The sequence below is a fragment of the Pedobacter sp. 05L430 genome (assembly GCF_056397585.1).
Window position 1 is genome coordinate 1 of sequence record NZ_JBFTNT010000071.1, and the last position, 16,698, is coordinate 16,698.

Annotated in this window: 14 protein-coding genes; 6 read left to right on the top strand and 8 right to left on the bottom strand. The window is 37.7% G+C overall.

The window, feature by feature from the left end:
* Nucleotides 1-1,093, top strand: a 1,093-nt coding sequence (locus tag AC1DG9_RS12315; protein ID WP_477634695.1) for an alpha/beta hydrolase family protein, incomplete at its 5' end; no start/stop codon positions are given.
* Nucleotides 1,094-1,146: 53 nt separating this feature from the next.
* On the opposite strand, the gene AC1DG9_RS12320 is transcribed toward AC1DG9_RS12315, so the two are convergent.
* From AC1DG9_RS12320 to AC1DG9_RS12335, 4 genes are all read right to left on the bottom strand, one after another.
* Nucleotides 1,147-2,133 carry an IS4 family transposase gene (locus AC1DG9_RS12320; RefSeq protein WP_246269462.1) on the bottom strand — a complete coding sequence of 329 codons (987 nt, stop codon included), beginning with the start codon at nt 2,131-2,133 and terminating at the stop codon, nt 1,147-1,149.
* A 51-nt stretch (nt 2,134-2,184) separates the two neighbouring features.
* Complete coding sequence (locus tag AC1DG9_RS12325; protein WP_337716529.1) at nt 2,185-2,364, bottom strand: hypothetical protein; 180 nt, start codon at nt 2,362-2,364, stop codon at nt 2,185-2,187.
* 175 nt (nt 2,365-2,539) lie between these two features.
* Nucleotides 2,540-3,646, bottom strand: a complete 1,107-nt coding sequence (locus AC1DG9_RS12330; protein ID WP_288878933.1) for a C1 family peptidase — start codon at nt 3,644-3,646, stop codon at nt 2,540-2,542.
* 118 nt (nt 3,647-3,764) lie between these two features.
* Nucleotides 3,765-4,373, bottom strand: coding sequence for an outer membrane beta-barrel protein (locus AC1DG9_RS12335; RefSeq protein ID WP_172659702.1), 609 nt, complete (start codon nt 4,371-4,373; stop codon nt 3,765-3,767).
* A gap of 385 nt (nt 4,374-4,758) precedes the next feature.
* On the opposite strand from AC1DG9_RS12335, the gene AC1DG9_RS12340 reads away from it, so the two are divergent.
* Nucleotides 4,759-6,222, top strand: coding sequence for a glycoside hydrolase family 130 protein (locus AC1DG9_RS12340; RefSeq protein ID WP_477634696.1), 1,464 nt, complete (start codon nt 4,759-4,761; stop codon nt 6,220-6,222).
* Between the two features lie 10 nt (nt 6,223-6,232).
* On the opposite strand, the gene AC1DG9_RS12345 is transcribed toward AC1DG9_RS12340, so the two are convergent.
* The 3 genes from AC1DG9_RS12345 to clpB form a co-directional block, all read right to left on the bottom strand.
* On the bottom strand, nt 6,233-7,234 hold the full coding sequence (locus AC1DG9_RS12345) for a glycosyltransferase family 4 protein (protein WP_288878936.1): 1,002 nt from the start codon (nt 7,232-7,234) through the stop codon (nt 6,233-6,235).
* 3 nt (nt 7,235-7,237) lie between these two features.
* Nucleotides 7,238-9,520 carry a glycosyltransferase family 4 protein gene (locus AC1DG9_RS12350; RefSeq protein WP_172659705.1) on the bottom strand — a complete coding sequence of 761 codons (2,283 nt, stop codon included), beginning with the start codon at nt 9,518-9,520 and terminating at the stop codon, nt 7,238-7,240.
* A 251-nt stretch (nt 9,521-9,771) separates the two neighbouring features.
* Nucleotides 9,772-12,366 (bottom strand): ATP-dependent chaperone ClpB, encoded by a 2,595-nt coding sequence (gene clpB, locus AC1DG9_RS12355; RefSeq protein WP_288878937.1) that lies wholly within the window; start codon nt 12,364-12,366, stop codon nt 9,772-9,774.
* A gap of 182 nt (nt 12,367-12,548) precedes the next feature.
* Between clpB and AC1DG9_RS12360 the strand changes: the two genes are divergently transcribed.
* The 4 genes from AC1DG9_RS12360 to AC1DG9_RS12375 are packed head-to-tail and all read left to right on the top strand — an operon-like array spanning nt 12,549 to nt 15,589.
* A complete protein-coding gene (locus AC1DG9_RS12360) occupies nt 12,549-12,893 on the top strand; it encodes a DUF1801 domain-containing protein (protein WP_172659707.1) in 345 nt (114 codons plus the stop codon).
* Nucleotides 12,894-14,108 (top strand): MFS transporter, encoded by a 1,215-nt coding sequence (locus AC1DG9_RS12365; protein ID WP_172659708.1) that lies wholly within the window; start codon nt 12,894-12,896, stop codon nt 14,106-14,108. It begins immediately after the preceding gene.
* A gap of 56 nt (nt 14,109-14,164) precedes the next feature.
* Nucleotides 14,165-14,467 (top strand): ArsR/SmtB family transcription factor, encoded by a 303-nt coding sequence (locus AC1DG9_RS12370; RefSeq protein WP_288878939.1) that lies wholly within the window; start codon nt 14,165-14,167, stop codon nt 14,465-14,467.
* A 21-nt stretch (nt 14,468-14,488) separates the two neighbouring features.
* Complete coding sequence (locus AC1DG9_RS12375) at nt 14,489-15,589, top strand: NADH:flavin oxidoreductase (RefSeq protein ID WP_288878940.1); 1,101 nt, start codon at nt 14,489-14,491, stop codon at nt 15,587-15,589.
* 160 nt (nt 15,590-15,749) lie between these two features.
* Here AC1DG9_RS12375 and AC1DG9_RS12380 read toward each other — a convergent pair whose 3' ends face one another.
* Nucleotides 15,750-16,595, bottom strand: coding sequence for a universal stress protein (locus tag AC1DG9_RS12380; protein ID WP_337716530.1), 846 nt, complete (start codon nt 16,593-16,595; stop codon nt 15,750-15,752).
* Nucleotides 16,596-16,698: the final 103 nt, after the last annotated feature.

The window sequence follows — 16,698 nt, forward strand, 5'->3', positions numbered from 1 at the left end:
GGCTAAGGAAGATCCTTACTACCTGCATTTATACCGCATTAATTTTGATGGGTCTGGAATGAAGCTTCTAAATCCGGGAGATTTTGATCATGCAGTAAATATGAACGATGAGAATAAGTTTTTTGTAAATAACTTCTCTAAAGTTAATACGGTTCCTAGATCTGTATTGATGGATAACACCGGTAAAAAAGTAATGGATCTTGAAACTGCTGATCTTTCTTTATTAATGGCTACCGGTTATAAATTTCCGGAACCTTTTAAAGTAAAAGCTGATGATGGCGTTACGGATATTTACGGGGTAATGTATAAACCTTTTGATTTTGACCCGACCAAAAAGTATCCGATCATAGAATATGTATATCCCGGTCCTCAAACCGAGGCTGTAAACAAGTCCTTTAGTAAAAGCATGGATAGAACTGATCGCTTGGCTCAGTTTGGATATGTGGTAATTACAGTAGGGAATAGAGGAGGAAACCCTGCAAGATCTAAATGGTATCATACCTATGGTTATGGAAACTTACGCGACTATGGCTTGGCTGACAAGAAGGCTGCTGTAGAACAACTGGCAGATAGGTACTCATTTATCGATGCCACTAAAGTTGGTATTACCGGCCACTCGGGTGGCGGTTTTATGTCTACAGCCGCAATGCTTGTTTATCCTGATTTCTTTAAAGCTGCAGTATCAAATGCAGGAAACCATKATAACAGTATTTATAACAGATGGTGGAGTGAAAAGCATCATGGTGTAAAAGAAATTGTTTCAGCAAAAGGCGATACTACATTTAAATATAGCATTGATAAAAATCCTGATCTTGCTAAAAACCTGAAAGGTCATTTAATGTTGATGACGGGCGACGTTGATAATAACGTACATCCGGCAAATACCATTAGAGTAGCTAATGCTTTAATGAAAGCAGGTAAAAGATTTGAATTTGTTATTGTACCGGGACAACGCCATGCATTTGGTGATTTAACAGAATATGCTTTCTGGAAGCTGGCCGATCACTTTAATAAATATTTGATTGGCGACTTTTCTCAATCTGACCAGGTTAATGTACTGGAGATGGATAGGGAAGTGGAACAGAAGAAATAAAATAAAAAGTAGCTGCTAGCCCAGTCATGGTCGGAAGAAATTCCGGCCATTTTTTATGTTTTAAAAAACAGGCCTGGGTCTCCTCCGCATTGCACAACGATTAGGGCAATAGCTAAGTCCCTTACTTCCATGGAGAACCGTCTTTTTGCTGTTTTGTAAGTCAATTTATTTGCTTTTTTATATATCAGCACCAACATGGCTGCCATTAATGTCATGTACAACATTACCTGTATTCCGTTCTTATTCAAAGACACAAGGTGGCTCATATTGAGTTCCTGTTTTAGAAACCTAAAAAATACCTCTATATCCCAGCGTCTCCTATATGCTTGAGCCATTTCCTTTGCAGACAGATCAAAATCATTGCTCAAAAACCAATATTTCTTGCCATCCAACTTGCTTTCCACAATAATAAGACGAAAGGGACTATCTACTAGTTCTTCTCTGAAATGTTTATTCCCCTTTTTGTTATTTACCGCTACACCAGTATACAATTGAACTTTAGAGTCCTTTAATAGATTGGATTCGCCTAGATCCAAGTCTTTATTCTCCTGTATAAGCGACTCGAGTTCAACGAATTTCTTATTTTCTTTGGTCCTGCAAATGAATGTTATTGCATTGGAACTAAATGTTTTCATGTTTCTGATTGATTGCAAACCTCTATCCATCACATAAATGTTTTGATGATCTGTTTCTTTCTTCACATGAGCCATTACTGCTTCAGGCAATGCAAGATCTTCACTGGCATAGCCTTTGGAGGTAAATACATTGGATTGACATGGTAATACTCCATCAAAGGCAATACTATATTTCACTGCTTTCTTACCACTTTTGTTATCAAGCCCTTCGGTTAACTTACCAACCGTTTCACTAACCATTGAGCTATCAACACGGATAAGGTTATATTTCTCTCTTTCGGTTAGGGAGTACAAACTGGAGAACTGATCGTAAATGCATTCATAGATCTGCTTAAAATAATCTGGATCTATTTTAGAAAGTCGCTCTGAAATGGAGCTTCTGCGTACCCGTTCATCCTCATCCAGATTAAAAAGTACTTTGAATACAGAATCATTGAAGGTATCGTCTAAAGTTCGTTAACTTAGTTTTTCATTATCCAAGATACCATACAACAGAAGATAGAATAGCTTATTACCATGAAGAACCTTCGCGTAATGATCGATCTTGGTAGTGAGGGATAAATTTGATATCAGCGCCTCAGGAATGTACCCTAATAGATGTTTTGCACTGATAGCATGATCTTTAAATTTTGCCATATCTTATTGATTATCAGCAATTAAGATACTAATTTAAATCCACAAAAACAAGAATAAACAACTGATTGTCAAGTGTTTACGAAAATAAAACAAACTCTTTTACGCAAAAAAGTCGGAAGAAAAATCTTCCGACCATGACTGGGCATCAGCCCCCTTTTTATTTAATGAATTGAATTTATTTTATACCTAGTTTGTTCTTTAATTCCTTTGAAAGCGCCGCTTTAGGTACTACAAGACTTACTGTATTAATCGCAAAATAAGGTTCAGATACTTCTATGTAACCTTTAAAAGGCCCAACATCTCCCCATGAGTTTTTTACCTTAAAGAACAGTTTCCCGTTTGCTGATTGCTCAAGACCAATTAAATGCATCAGGTGATCATCCTGAGTGGTTAAGTTCTCGTATAATTGCTGACGCAGTTCCGGTGTATATGCTATTTCTTTCATATCAGGGTTTAAATCAGCTTGTTTCGCATCCACTGTATCAGCGAATAACATAGCATATCCTTTTTTCTGTTGAAAGTTTCTGCTGCTCACATCGGCATCCCACATAATGGTATATCCATTTTTTACTGCAGTAGTTGTCATGGTTACCATTTCTGCCAGTGGAAGGTTGTAAAATGACCCGTTTGCAAAATTGTCTGGTGCTTCCAGAATAAATTGGGTATAGTAAGGATGGTGAGTAAAAGAAGTGATGTTTATATAATCGTTAGCGTCAAATTTTAGCACCTCTTTAGCAAAGGTTTGTGCAGTGTAGCTTTTGCCTTTGTAGTCAAAATTAGCTGGTGGAACCCCAATTTTCTGATCCAGAATTTGCTCATAACCCTTTAGCCAGTCATTATCTAGCGGACGTTTTTTAAGTACGCCGTCAAGATATGTTTTTAGTGCAGTTTCCAAGCCGGTGTGATCAGGTATTTCGCCGCTAACACCCTGGAAAGCTTCCTGAGGCATTGCACCATAAAGAGATATGGAGCGTACTAAATCATGCCCAAGACCACCCTCTCCAAACTGCGCTTTTCCCTGGCGGAGAATGTAATTCTTAGCTTTTTCTATGTACACATTACGTGCAGTAAACATTTCTGATAGATCCAGTTCCCCTAAACCTTTGCGTAACCCTTCAGATTCAATCAGGGAAGTTGTAGAGTAATTCCAGCAGGTGCCAGACTGACCTTGGTTTTTAACCGAAGTTGCCGCATTTTCTTTTACGGGTTTTAACGCACTATTCTGTGCGTGTGCGGATAAAATAAATCCGAACCCGATTGCAAATAATATAGTTTTTTTCATTTTGTTAAGCTAGTTTTCCAAAAATAGTAAACCATTACGAGTTTTAATAAAAAAACTGGTCATAAAAAAAGCCCTCGCTAATGCGAAGGGCTCTTTATCTAACCAAATGTAAAGTCTATTAAAAGTGGAATTGGATACCTAATTTAGGTTGGAAAAAGTTAGCTCCAAAGCTGAATGAATCAGAACCAGCTCCTTTTACTTTATCGCCGTCACCGTTTTCAACACGATAGTTGTTGTAGCTTAATCCGTTAACTGCAAACTCGATACCGATTTTTTTAGTTGGAAAGAAAGCAAAACCTGGCGATAATGCAACACCAATTTCTGTAGTAGAACCAACTTTCTCACCTACTTTACCAGCTGCATCTACAGCTTTAGCAGTTCCGAATTCCATTGGTACAGATAACTGACCGAAGAATTTGAATGACTCAGATAAGTTAGCATAGTAACGACCAAAAGGACTAACTACAAAAGCTTGTTTTTCGAACTCACTAACTTGTTTGTCGTAGCTATAACCAACGCCAGTACCAATTGCAATGTTATCGCTTACAAAGTAACCTACGCTTGGCACAATCGCAAAACTTGTATTTGATTTAGCACCATCTGCATCAGATTTCTTTGTGTCAAATGCTACGTTACCACCAACAATAATTTTTCCTTTTTCAGTTTGTGCTTGAGTAGTAAATGCTAATGCAGAAACTGCAACTAATGATAATAATAATTTTTTCATTTTCTTATTTTTTAATTTATAATCTGGTCATTCGCTAGTTTTTATATTCTGACCATTTACGTTATATAGTCAACAGGTGTGCCAAACATAATATGCCTTATTTTGCTGGAATCGTATTTTTTTGTAACTCGCTAATTGATAGTGAAATAAAATTAATGATGGATTTCAATATTATTTTAGGGTGACAATTAACTATTAATTGTCATTTAATTAACATGTAAATATATAGTCAATTTGACTATTATTGTATAATTGTCAGTAATTATAAGGGCATTCTGGCAGAATTTGCATCAGTTTTTTTTAAATGTGCCAAACCATAATGGCGCTTTCGTTAAAAAAAATTATATTCATAAAATCATTGTACCTACTAAAGTGTTATAACACTATGAGATTATTAATAGAACGAAAGCCTATAAAAGTATACCCGGATCCAAAACGTGTAATTGCACGATTCTTTTTTAATGGTGATGAACGAGCAATAGAAGTTATCAAAAAGGTAATGGAGCTTACTGAAACTGAAGTTTTTGATATTATATCACCCTTGCTTCAGGAGTATTCTAAGAGACATAGAAGTATTACCAAAATTCTAAACAGGCATTGTAAAAAGGTAAAAGACTGTATCGAGAGCGCTGGCTTCGATTACGAGGAACTTGATAAATACCACAAGCTACTCATTGGTTCCTATTTTACTCATGAATATTCTATAGAGTCTGCAGCTTTTTTTAATCCATCAGTAATTGAAGATCCTGATCAGTCTGATTTGGTAGAAGGTGAAAAAAGAGTGATTATTAGTTTTAGGGCTGTAGGGGAGGGACATATTTCCTCTGTGGTATTTAGACGAGCACTCATTGATCGCAATCACGACATTACTGTGATTCCGGCAGGAAACTATATTGATGAGGCAGAAGTGGTAAAAAATGCCATCTATAATAAAAAGCTTTTTCTTAAAAAAGCAGCCGATTCCAAAATAGATCTTGAAGTGTTGGATGAGGTAGGTTTAAAACTAGAGGATAAGTTTGATTATGCTACACTGCGCAGGATTATTCTGGATTCTAAAAGCCTGCAGGAAACCGACTTAAAAAAACTGGAATATGATAAKGTGCTTTGGCTGTCTGATACCTATCATGAGATTAGTTTTTCAAGAGATACTGATATTTCTGATCGTGTAATTTTCCCGATTTCTGAATTTGAACGTAAAGGCATAGAAGATGCAAGGTTTGTTCGCTTTGTTAAGGACGATGGCACAGTAATATATTACGCAACCTATACTGCATTTGATGGGGCTATGATTATGCCTAAGCTGCTGCAAACTACAGATTTTTACGATTTTAAAATCAGCCCGTTGCACGGAATAGGTGCACAGAATAAAAACCTTGCCTTGTTTCCAAGAAAGATCAATGGTAAATATGCCATGATGTCGCGTATTGATGGTTGCAATAACTATTTAATGTATTCTGACAGACTCACCGTTTGGGATAACCCGGTTAAGCTTCAGGAACCTAAATTCTCCTGGGAATTTATACAGATAGGGAATTGCGGCTCCCCAATTGAGACTGAGGCAGGGTGGTTAGTCATTACACATGGTGTTGGTCCGATGCGGAGGTATTGCTTAGGGGCAAGTCTTTTCGATTTAGACGATCCATCTATAGAAATTGGAAGACTGAAAGAACCGTTGGTAATTCCTAATAATGATGAGCGCGAGGGCTATGTGCCCAATGTACTTTATTCGTGCGGTTCTATCATCCATAATGGAGAGCTGATCATTCCTTATGGTTTGTCCGACTATTGTTCTTCATTTGCAGGCGTCAAAATAGATATATTACTCGAAAAACTTAAGGGCTCTAAATAATAGTAAAGAGCTATAAAATCTGATGGTAAAGGCTGATGTAATCGGCCACCATCTTTTCCTGAGAAAAGTTTTCGAACGCCCATTTATGGCATTTTGAGCGATCAATGATGGATAATTCTGAAACAGCTTCAATTGCTTCATCAACATTTTTCACCAAAAACCCTGTTTCCCGATCTTTTATCAATTCAGGCATTGCCCCTCTATGAAAAGCAATAACTGGCGTTCCACAAAGCATTGCCTCTGCAACACTTAAACCAAAAGGTTCTTCAAAGCTAATTGGATGCAGAAGTGCATATGCTTTCCGCAACAAATTATTTCTTTTTTCCGGACCGGCCGAGCCAATAAATTTAATATCATCGCTTAAAAAAGGTTCAACTTTTTCCTTGTAATAATTCTGGTCTTGTATAATGCCTGCAATAATTAACCTGCGCTTTGTTTTTATTGCAATTTGTATAGCTTCAAAGAGTCCTTTGTCAGAATGGATTCGTCCGAAAAACAATAAGTAATCATCTGGATTGGCATTGAAATCAAAATTATCAGTTTGAATGCCATTGTATACGGTAGCCAGGTATTTTAAAGAAGCATGCCTGTTGGCGTTGCTTATAGAAACATAGTGACCAGAAGCATTGTACTTTTGATATACAGACAAGATCTTCTCCGAAGAGAAGCCATGAATAGTCGTAATTAAAGGTATTTTTATGAGCCCTGAATAGGTAAGGGGCAAAAAATCAAAATGATTATGAATAAGATCAAACTGATCGGCCTTTTCCATAAGGTTACTGATATGCAGGCACTCGGTAACCTTAGCATCTAAGGTTTTATCTTCCTCATATCCTTCGTTAATTACAGCATCTAACTTAGCGGCAGTAATTGAGTCGGCAGTAGCAAACAAGGTTACTTCTATGCCGGATTTTACCAATCCTTCAGTTAAATTAGATGCCATTTGTTCCCATGGCCCGTAGTGCCTGGGCGGAGTCCTCCAGGCTACGGGTGCCAGAACCGCTATCCTCATAACTTAAAAAGTTTGTTTTTGAGCTGCAGTAAGGTCGCTACTTTGAATAAATTCGTATTCCGATTCCAAAGCCTTAAGAACAATAAGATGCGAAATCCAATACGCTAACGTACTTTCTGCACCTTGATTCCTGTTTACCCCATAAGTTTGTAACCCATCTGCACAACCCTTGGTTTCATAATCATACAATGGAATATGTAAGGAGTTTTCTCCTAAAAACCACTGGTAACTTAAGTACATCTGTTTAATATAGGTTAAGTCTCGGGTAATCTCGTACGCTTTAAAATATACCATTACCATTCCCATAGTTTCGATGGCCTGCTGATCATATATGGCCATTTCTCCGCCATCCTTATAAAGCCAGCCATCGTTCCCAACCGGATTTAAATAACCTTTTATCAGCGTTTTTTGAGTCAGATATTCCAAGCTTTCAAAAGCAATTTCCCTTGATTCAGGATCTTTGCTGATCTCGTAATGATACATCAAGGCAAGTGGAAGTATGGCATTATCGTAGGTTAATTTGTTCTCAAACCAATTCCAGTGACCTTCCTTATTGGCACGGTAGGCAGCTTTCAAAGGTTCCGCAAGCTGATCTAACTGACTTTTAATGTGCTCATCATAAGGATGGGCATTTATAAAATGAGTTAAGCCAATCATCGTGTTGGCAATTCCTCTTAAATGCGTCAGATTCTTAAAATGAGGAATAGATTTCAGGAATAATTCTTTCGCAAATTCACGGTAGGAATTGTTAGGTGCATTGTTAATTAAATATCCTAAGGACCAAATTGTTCGCCCAAACGAATCTTCCGTACCAACCTCATCCAGATATTCTCTTTTGAAACTTAAAAAATTTCTGAAGTTTCCATCATCACATTGCATGTATTGAATGTAGCTCAAATAAATAGGCAATAAATCTAAAGCAGCCTTACTCTTGTTTTGCTGATAGGCCAGGATAGTTAATATTAAAGCCCTTGAGTTATCGTCTAAACAATACCCTTCCTTAAGATTTGGTATTCCATATTTGGCATGCTGCACAATTCCGGTATCATCCGTTAAACGTTGTATATGTGCCAGGCTAAAAGCAGGCATCATGTCTGGGTCTATAATAGGTTTGTTACCAGTTTCTTTCTCTGAAAGGAATTTAGAAATGGCTTCTGTCAGCACATCAACAAAAACTTCCCCCGTCGTAGGCCAGCGTAGATGTAAGCCGTATTCATATGCATTAGCCCTTAACTGATTGAGTTTTTCATCACTTTCAAATAATTCATTTACAATTTCTGCAAGGCCATCGGTATCTTTAAAGTCGAATAATCTGCCACGATGATCAGCAAGTAATTCCTGTGCATGCCAGTAAGGAGTTGATAGTACAGCTGTACCTGCTCCAACAGCATATGAAAGTGTTCCGCTGGTAATTTGTGCTTCATTTAAATAGGGCGTAATGTACATGTCGCAGGCCGTCAGATAGTCGAACAGCTCTTCTTCTGATACAAATTTGTTAATGAAGGTAAGGTTGTCTTCAACATTAAGCTTTCTCGCCAGTTTTTTTAGCCCATCACGATATTCTTCTCCAGAGTTACGTATCACGCCAGGATGGGTTGTCCCTAAAATAACATACATCACATCCGGATTTTTAGCTACTATTTTTGGTAGTGCTTCAATAACCGTTTCCAAACCTTTATTTCTGCTGATCAAGCCGAAAGTGAATAGGACCTTTTTGTTTTTAAATGCCAGGGTGTTTTTTACAGGATTAACATCTTTAGGTTCCAAATCAGGAACACCATGCTCAATTAATTGAATTTTATCAAAAGGAATTCCGTAAATGCTGGTTAAAAAGCCTACAGCTCTATGGCTCATTACTATAATTCTGGAAGAGTGTTTTGCGATCTCGCGCAAAACAGTAAGCTGCATATAATTAGGGTCTTTTAATATGGTGTGGAAAATAGTGATAAGTGGTTTTTGAAGCCTTGCGATGAGTGGCAGAATATAAACTCCACTTTCTCCGCCATAAATGCCATATTCATGCTCTAAAATACAAACGTCAGCAATACTGGTGTTTATGTAATCAGCGGCACGGATATAATCTTTCTGGTTTTCTTGTCTTATTACATATTTAACCTCTTTAGGGTATTCATATTCATCTAAAGAATCTGAATCATTCATCGCTACCACGAAACTGTCTTCCGATACTGTTTTTTTATTGGAGCCGATCGCTTTAAGTAGATTGTTGTTGAAAGTGGCAATACCACATTCACGGGGTGGATAGGAAGATATATAAGCAATTTTCATAATTACACAAGAGTTGTTGCTTGTATAACAATAGTTAGACGGGAATGTTCTGTTGTTTTTTTATTTTATTTAGGAAAATAACATAAATGTTAGACAAAATTCATGAGGGATAAATGAATTGTTTAACTTTTTTAAGAAAAATAATAAAGTTGAGCGGTTATAAAAGAAAAAGAGTGAGATTATTATTTTAATCTCACTCTCTTTTTTTAAAAACGATCGCCTTAATAACAATTCGTTTTCTTGCTAAACTTTTATTTGTTGTTTAAAAAAACAAACTTGTGGTCAAACATATCCAGTTTAATTTTACTGTCTTTATCAATCTTTCCAGCAAGAATCTCTTTTGACAATTCATTTAATATACGTTTCTGAATTACTCGTTTTAACGGACGTGCACCAAACTGAGGATCATATCCTAATTCCGAAAGCCAATCCAATGCCTCAGGCGTTGCCTCTATCTCGATTCCCATTTCAGCAAGCGTATCTTGTACACGTTTAAACTGTAAGGTAACAATGTCTCTAAGTTCATTCCGGTTGAGCGGTGTGAACATGATCAGCTCATCTATACGGTTCAAAAACTCTGGCCTTATTGTTTGTTTTAGTAACTCAAACAACTCGCTTTTAGTTTTAGCAATCACCTCATCACGGTTCTCATCATTAAGATTTTTAAAGTTATCCTGTATTAAATGAGATCCAATGTTGGAAGTCATAATAATAATGGTGTTTTTAAAGTTCACTACACGGCCTTTATTATCAGTTAGCCTTCCATCATCCAATACTTGCAGTAGTATATTAAACACGTCAGGATGCGCTTTTTCAATCTCATCCAACAACACTACCGAATATGGTTTTCTACGTACAGCTTCAGTTAGCTGACCGCCTTCATCATATCCTACATATCCCGGCGGCGCTCCAATTAAGCGTGAAACTGCATGGCGCTCCTGATATTCACTCATATCTATCCTGGTCATGGCATTTTCATCGTTAAACAGAAACTCTGCCAACGCTTTGGCTAGTTCCGTTTTACCAACACCGGTTGTTCCAAGGAATATGAACGATCCAATTGGTTTGCGTTTATCTTGTAAACCGGCTCTTGAACGACGAATCGCATCAGATATAGCCTCAATAGCCTCGTCTTGTCCTGCAACACGTTTATGCAGCTCGTTTTCAAGATTCAGTAACTTATCTCGCTCACTTGAAATTAATTTAGTAACCGGAATGCCAGTCCACCTACCCACAACGCCYGCAATATCATCGGCAGTTACCTCTTCTTTGAGCATTCTGCTTTCGCTTTGCATACTTTCCAATTGAGATTTTAACTTTTCAACGTTATCCTGCGATTCTTTTATTTTACCGTAACGGATTTCAGCTACTTTGCCATAATCGCCTGCACGCTCTGCCTGATCTGCTTCCAGTTTATAATTCTCTATCTGTTCCAGTTCATTGTTAATATTGTCGACCAGATCTTTCTCGCCTTGCCATTTTGCTTTTATCTCGTCACGTTCGGCCGACATATTGGCAATTTCTTCACCTAGAGTTTTAACTTTTTTACTGTCATTCTCTCTTTTAATCGCCTCACGCTCTATTTCTAGCTGCATGATCTTTCTGTTCAACTCATCAACCTCCTCTGGTACACTATCCATTTCCAAACGTAATTTGGAGGCAGCTTCGTCCATTAAGTCGATGGCTTTATCTGGTAAAAACCGATCAGAAATATAACGTTGTGATAATTCTACTGCCGCAATAATGGCCTCATCTTTAATCCTTACCTTGTGGTGGGTTTCATACCTTTCCTTTAATCCACGAAGAATAGAAATTGCATCCTGGGTATCGGGCTCATCAACCATTACCTTTTGGAAACGGCGCTCAAGTGCCTTATCCTTTTCTAGATATTTTTGATATTCGTCTAACGTAGTTGCACCAATTGCACGTAACTCCCCACGGGCAAGCGCAGGCTTAAGGATGTTTGCTGCATCCATAGCACCTTCGCCACCACCTGCACCAACCAGGGTATGGATCTCATCTATGAATAGAATGATATCGCCATCACTGTGTGTTACCTCTTTAACTACTGCTTTTAAGCGTTCCTCGAATTCACCTTTATACTTCGCTCCGGCAATTAATGCGCCCATATCAAGCGAGTAAACGGTTTTTGTTTTCAGGTTTGTTGGCACATCGCCTTTAATAATCCTGAAAGCGATACCCTCAGCAATAGCGGTTTTACCTACACCTGGCTCACCAATCAATATCGGATTGTTCTTGGTACGTCTGGAAAGGATCTGGATTACCCTCCGGATCTCTTCATCTCTACCAATAACCGGATCCAGCTTGCCTGATTCAGCATATTCATTAAGGTTACGTGCATATTTATTAAGTGCATTATATGTTGCTTCGGCATTCTGATCGGTAACATGATTGTCGCCCCTTAAAGAAATGATTGCTTTTTTAAGGTCTTTTTCATTTACACCCTGATCTTTTAAAAGTTTTGAAGTATTGTCGTTAACAGATAGAATGCCTAACAAAAGATGTTCTACAGAAACAAATTCGTCTTTAAATTCTTTAAGGTATGATTGTGCTTTTTGCAAAGCAGAGTTGGTTCCTGATGTTAAATACGGATTACTACCACTAACTTTAGGAAATTTCTCGATCTGAGCATCTAGCTGCTGACCAAGAACATTAAGATTTACATTTAATTTTTTTAAAACGTACGAAACTACGTTTTCATCAACAGTGAGCAAACCCTTTAATAGGTGTGCTGTTTCAATAGCCTGTTGCTGATTGCCCTGGGCTATTTCAGAAGCCTGTTGAATTGCTTCCTGGGCTTTTATAGTAAAGTTGTTGAAGTTCATGTCAGCAATTAAACAAAGCAAATGCCATCTTGGTTTTTAGTTATTAATCGGAAATTTTGTCGGTTCTTTTTATTTAAAACTGCATAATTGTCTGATAAATAGTGGTTTATGATGAAAAAATGTCTGAACATAAGATTTCTGATTTAATTTTACGTCCTTTGTAATATCTACCTTTTTCTAAAATGCTTACTCCACTTGACAATTTTTATTTGCAAAAAGAAGAGCCTGTAAGGGGTTGTTTACTTGCGTTAAAAGATTATCTATTGGCCTTTGATGAAAATATTACCCCTGAATGGAAATATAAACTGCCATTTTTTTACTATAAAGGAAAAATGTTTTGTTATTTATGGATTCATAAAAAATACCTTAAACCTTATATAGGTATTGTAGAAAGCAAGCATATAGATCATCCTGATCTGATTATTGAAAAGAGGGCCAGAATGAAAATAATGTTGATAGATCCTAATGAGGATTTACCGATTGAAACGATGAACGATATATTAAAACAAGCGCTTGCCCGCTATTAAATGAAGGAATTTATACGATTATACTTAGATGCTTACCGCGGATTATCTACCCCGGCATGGATGCTTGCCCTTGTTATGCTTATAAACAGGAGTGGGGCAATGGTTATTCCTTTTTTAGGAGTTTACATGATCAATCACCTTCATTTCTCTTTAGAAGATACCGGTATGGTGTTAAGTTGCTTTGGGCTGGGAGCTGTTTCCGGAAACTTTTTAGGTGGCTGGCTTACCGATAAAGCCGGACATTTTAAAGTTCAGCTGGTTAGCTTAATTTTAACTGTGCCTATGTTTTTCCTGCTACCACAGTTAGATACTGTGGTTAAGCTTGCTGCAGGTGTTTTCACTTTAAGCCTTGTTTCTGAAACATTCAGACCTGCCAACTCTGTGTCTATTGCTTACTATTCAAAACCAGATAATATCATCAGGTCATTTTCACTAAACAGGATGGCTATGAACCTTGGGTTTTCAATTGGCCCTGCCTTAGGTGGTTTTTTAGCTGCCATATCTTACGCGTTTTTATTTTATGGCAATGCAATAGCAGCCCTTTTGTCGGCCACACTTTTTTTCATCTATTTCCGCAATCGTAAAGGCAACGAGAAGAAGAAAGACGAAGTGGTAGAAGAAGAGGGAAACCAAGCCAATTTGTCGCCCTATAAGGATGTACCGTTTATGCTTTTCAGTGTACTTTCCTGCATTTTTGCCATTTGCTTTTTACAGTTGTTAAGTACACTCCCTTTGTATTACAGAAATGTTTACAAAATGACAGAGGCAGAGATAGGAATAATACTTGCCTTTAGCGGACTAGTTGTGTTTTCACTAGAGATGCTGGTAGTTCATATTGCCGAAAAGAGATTTACTGCCCGAACTGTAATTGTAGCGGGTACTGTATTGTGTGCCTTATCATTCCTGGTTTTGAATCTTGCTAAGGGTATTCCGGTACTTTACCTTTCTATGTTTATAATATGCCTGGCAGAGATCCTGGCTATGCCCTTTATGGCAACGGTTACGCTTCAAAGATCGTCATTAAAAAAGAGAGGTGCATACATGGGTATTAATGCTCTATCCTTTTCTGTAGCTCATATATTTTCTCCTCTGGTAGGTACAAGAGTTGCTGCCCAATTTGGATTCGAAACTTTATGGTGGGGTACGGTAGCTGCATTAACCCTTGCTTCGATAGGTTTCTTCTTTGTAATGAAACAAATGAAGTTATCAGCATAATGTCATTCTTTTTTAGTTAATAGGAATATCGGGAAAAGTCGATATATCTTTGTGCTATGGATCAGTTAGAGATTTTTAAAGCACTATCAAATAAAACACGACTGCAGATTTTGCAGTGGCTGAAAGAGCCGGAAAAACACTTTCCGCCGCAAGAGCATGCCGCGTTTGATGAGGTAGGGGTTTGTGTGGGGCAAATACAACAAAAGGCAGGTTTAACCCAGTCTACCGTTTCAGAATACCTATCTATACTCCAAAAATCAGGACTGCTGGAATCAACCAGGCTTGGGCAATGGACTTATTACAAGCGTAATGAGGAAGCCTTTGCTGCACTAAGCAATATCATTAAATCAGCAATATAGCATTTATTAAAATACAATTATATGAGTACAGAAACTTTGTTCAGACCATTTAGTTTGAAATCATTAAATATAAAAAACAGAATCGTGATGGCACCGATGACACGTTCATTTTCGCCAGCAGGAGTACCAACGGCCGATGTTGCCGCATACTATTCAAGAAGGGCAGCCGGAGAAGTAGGCCTAATCCTTTCAGAAGGAACGGTTATTGATCGCGTTTCATCATCAAATGATGCCAATATTCCACATTTTTATGGCGATGCAGCTTTAGCAGGATGGAAAGAAGTTGTCAATAGTGTTCACCATTCTGGTGGAAGCATGGGGCCGCAAATATGGCATATGGGCATAATGGATAACCATCATTCAGGATGGGTTCCTTCGGCACCTTTTGAAGGGCCATCTGATCTAAACAGACCTGGATTTTCGAACGGTGTAGCCATGACTCAGGATGATATTGAAGCGGCCATTAAAGCCTATGGCAGTGCTGCGGCAGATGCTAAAAGATTAGGTTTTGATTGTGTCGAGCTTCATGGTGCTCATGGTTATTTAATTGATCAGTTTTTCTGGGAAGGTACTAATAACCGTACCGATAGTTATGGCGGTAAAACACTGAACGAACGTACTAAATTTGCTGTAGAAGTAGTAAAAGAAGTGAGAAGACAAGTAGGTGAAGATTTTACGATAATCCTGAGGTTATCACAATGGAAACCATCTGATTATACTTTACAAATGGCTAAAACACCACAGGAGATGGAACAATGGCTGCAACCGTTAGTTGATGCCGGAGTAGATATTTTTCACTGTTCACAGCGCCGTTTCTGGGAGCCTGAATTTGAAGATTCTGATCTTAACTTTGCAGGCTGGGCTAAAAAAATTACCGGAAAAGCAACCATTACCGTGGGGTCTGTTGGTTTATCAGGCGAATTCCTTGCGGCATTTAAAGGCGAAAGCTCTGAGCCAAGTTCATTAGAAGAATTGCTAAGAAGAATGGATAGGGGAGATTTTGATTTAGTTGCTGTGGGCAGGCCATTACTTGCTGATGCTAAATGGGTTCAGAAAATCCGTGATGAGCGTACTGCTGAGTTAAAAGGGTTTTCTAGAGAGGCATTAATGCAGTTATTGTAAGGCTATTCTGCTTAATTGAGTATACCTGTGCTTATGCCAAATCCTCACATAGTTCACACATTCTGCATACATTCTACACAAAAAGGTACCTGTTTGTGGGTTTTGTGTGAAGGAGGTGTGAATAATATGTGAAGAACCACCAATCCTGTGAAGAACTTCACTATTTTAAAATCAATACGGGCTTATTTGCATCAGTAGATAAGCCCTCTGTAATGCTATTGTGGGTTAAACTGTATAGGAAACTATGGACTCCTGGCAATGCAATGATCATTTGTTGCTTATGCTGATCGGCAAAAGTAAGCACTCCATTTAATATGTCTTTATCAGTTGAATATTGTAACTCGTAATCATAACCTTGTAGAATTTCGCTTAGCATCCCTTTTATTTCCAACTCAGGATGTTCAGGAAGTAAATGTTTATTAGCGGGATCAACATTCAGTAAGGTGAGTTTTGGATGAGGCCAATGTTTAATACTATGTAGTCGCTGTAATAAACTTACATGATTTAGTGTTTTGAAATCGCAGGCAACAAGCGCATTTTTTACAGGTTCATATGTTGCCTTTGGTGGAACGATGAATACTGGTATAGGGCTTACTTTAGCTATTTCAATCATGCTATTTCCAATATTGCTTATTTCGCCATCATGATTATTGCTACCTAAAAACAATGCGTCAGGATTTTCCTGTTCTATTATTTCAATTATACCACGTAATAAAGGTGCTTCCGTTAAAGCAACTTTAATGGAAATATCTTGGTTTAGTTTTTTTTGTATCTGAGACCTTAATTTTTCAAGCTTTCCTTGTAGTAAATCCTTTTGTTTAAGGATATCATCCTCATTAAGCTGCACAAAATCTGCAGATGGATAGATCTGCTCGAATAACGTGATGTAAAAATTTGCAAAAAGGATAATCTGGCTAAGATTCTGATTGTTACTAAGGCCTACGGCATAATTGACTGCATTGTTAGAAGGTTCTGAAAAATCAACGGGTATCAGTATCGTTTTCATGATGAATAAATTTATTGAATGTTTTTAGTTAGTTGCTTAATTAATAGGGTAGATGCAATAATATCTTCCTCTGTAAGGTCTATTGATGCAGCTGTATACATCT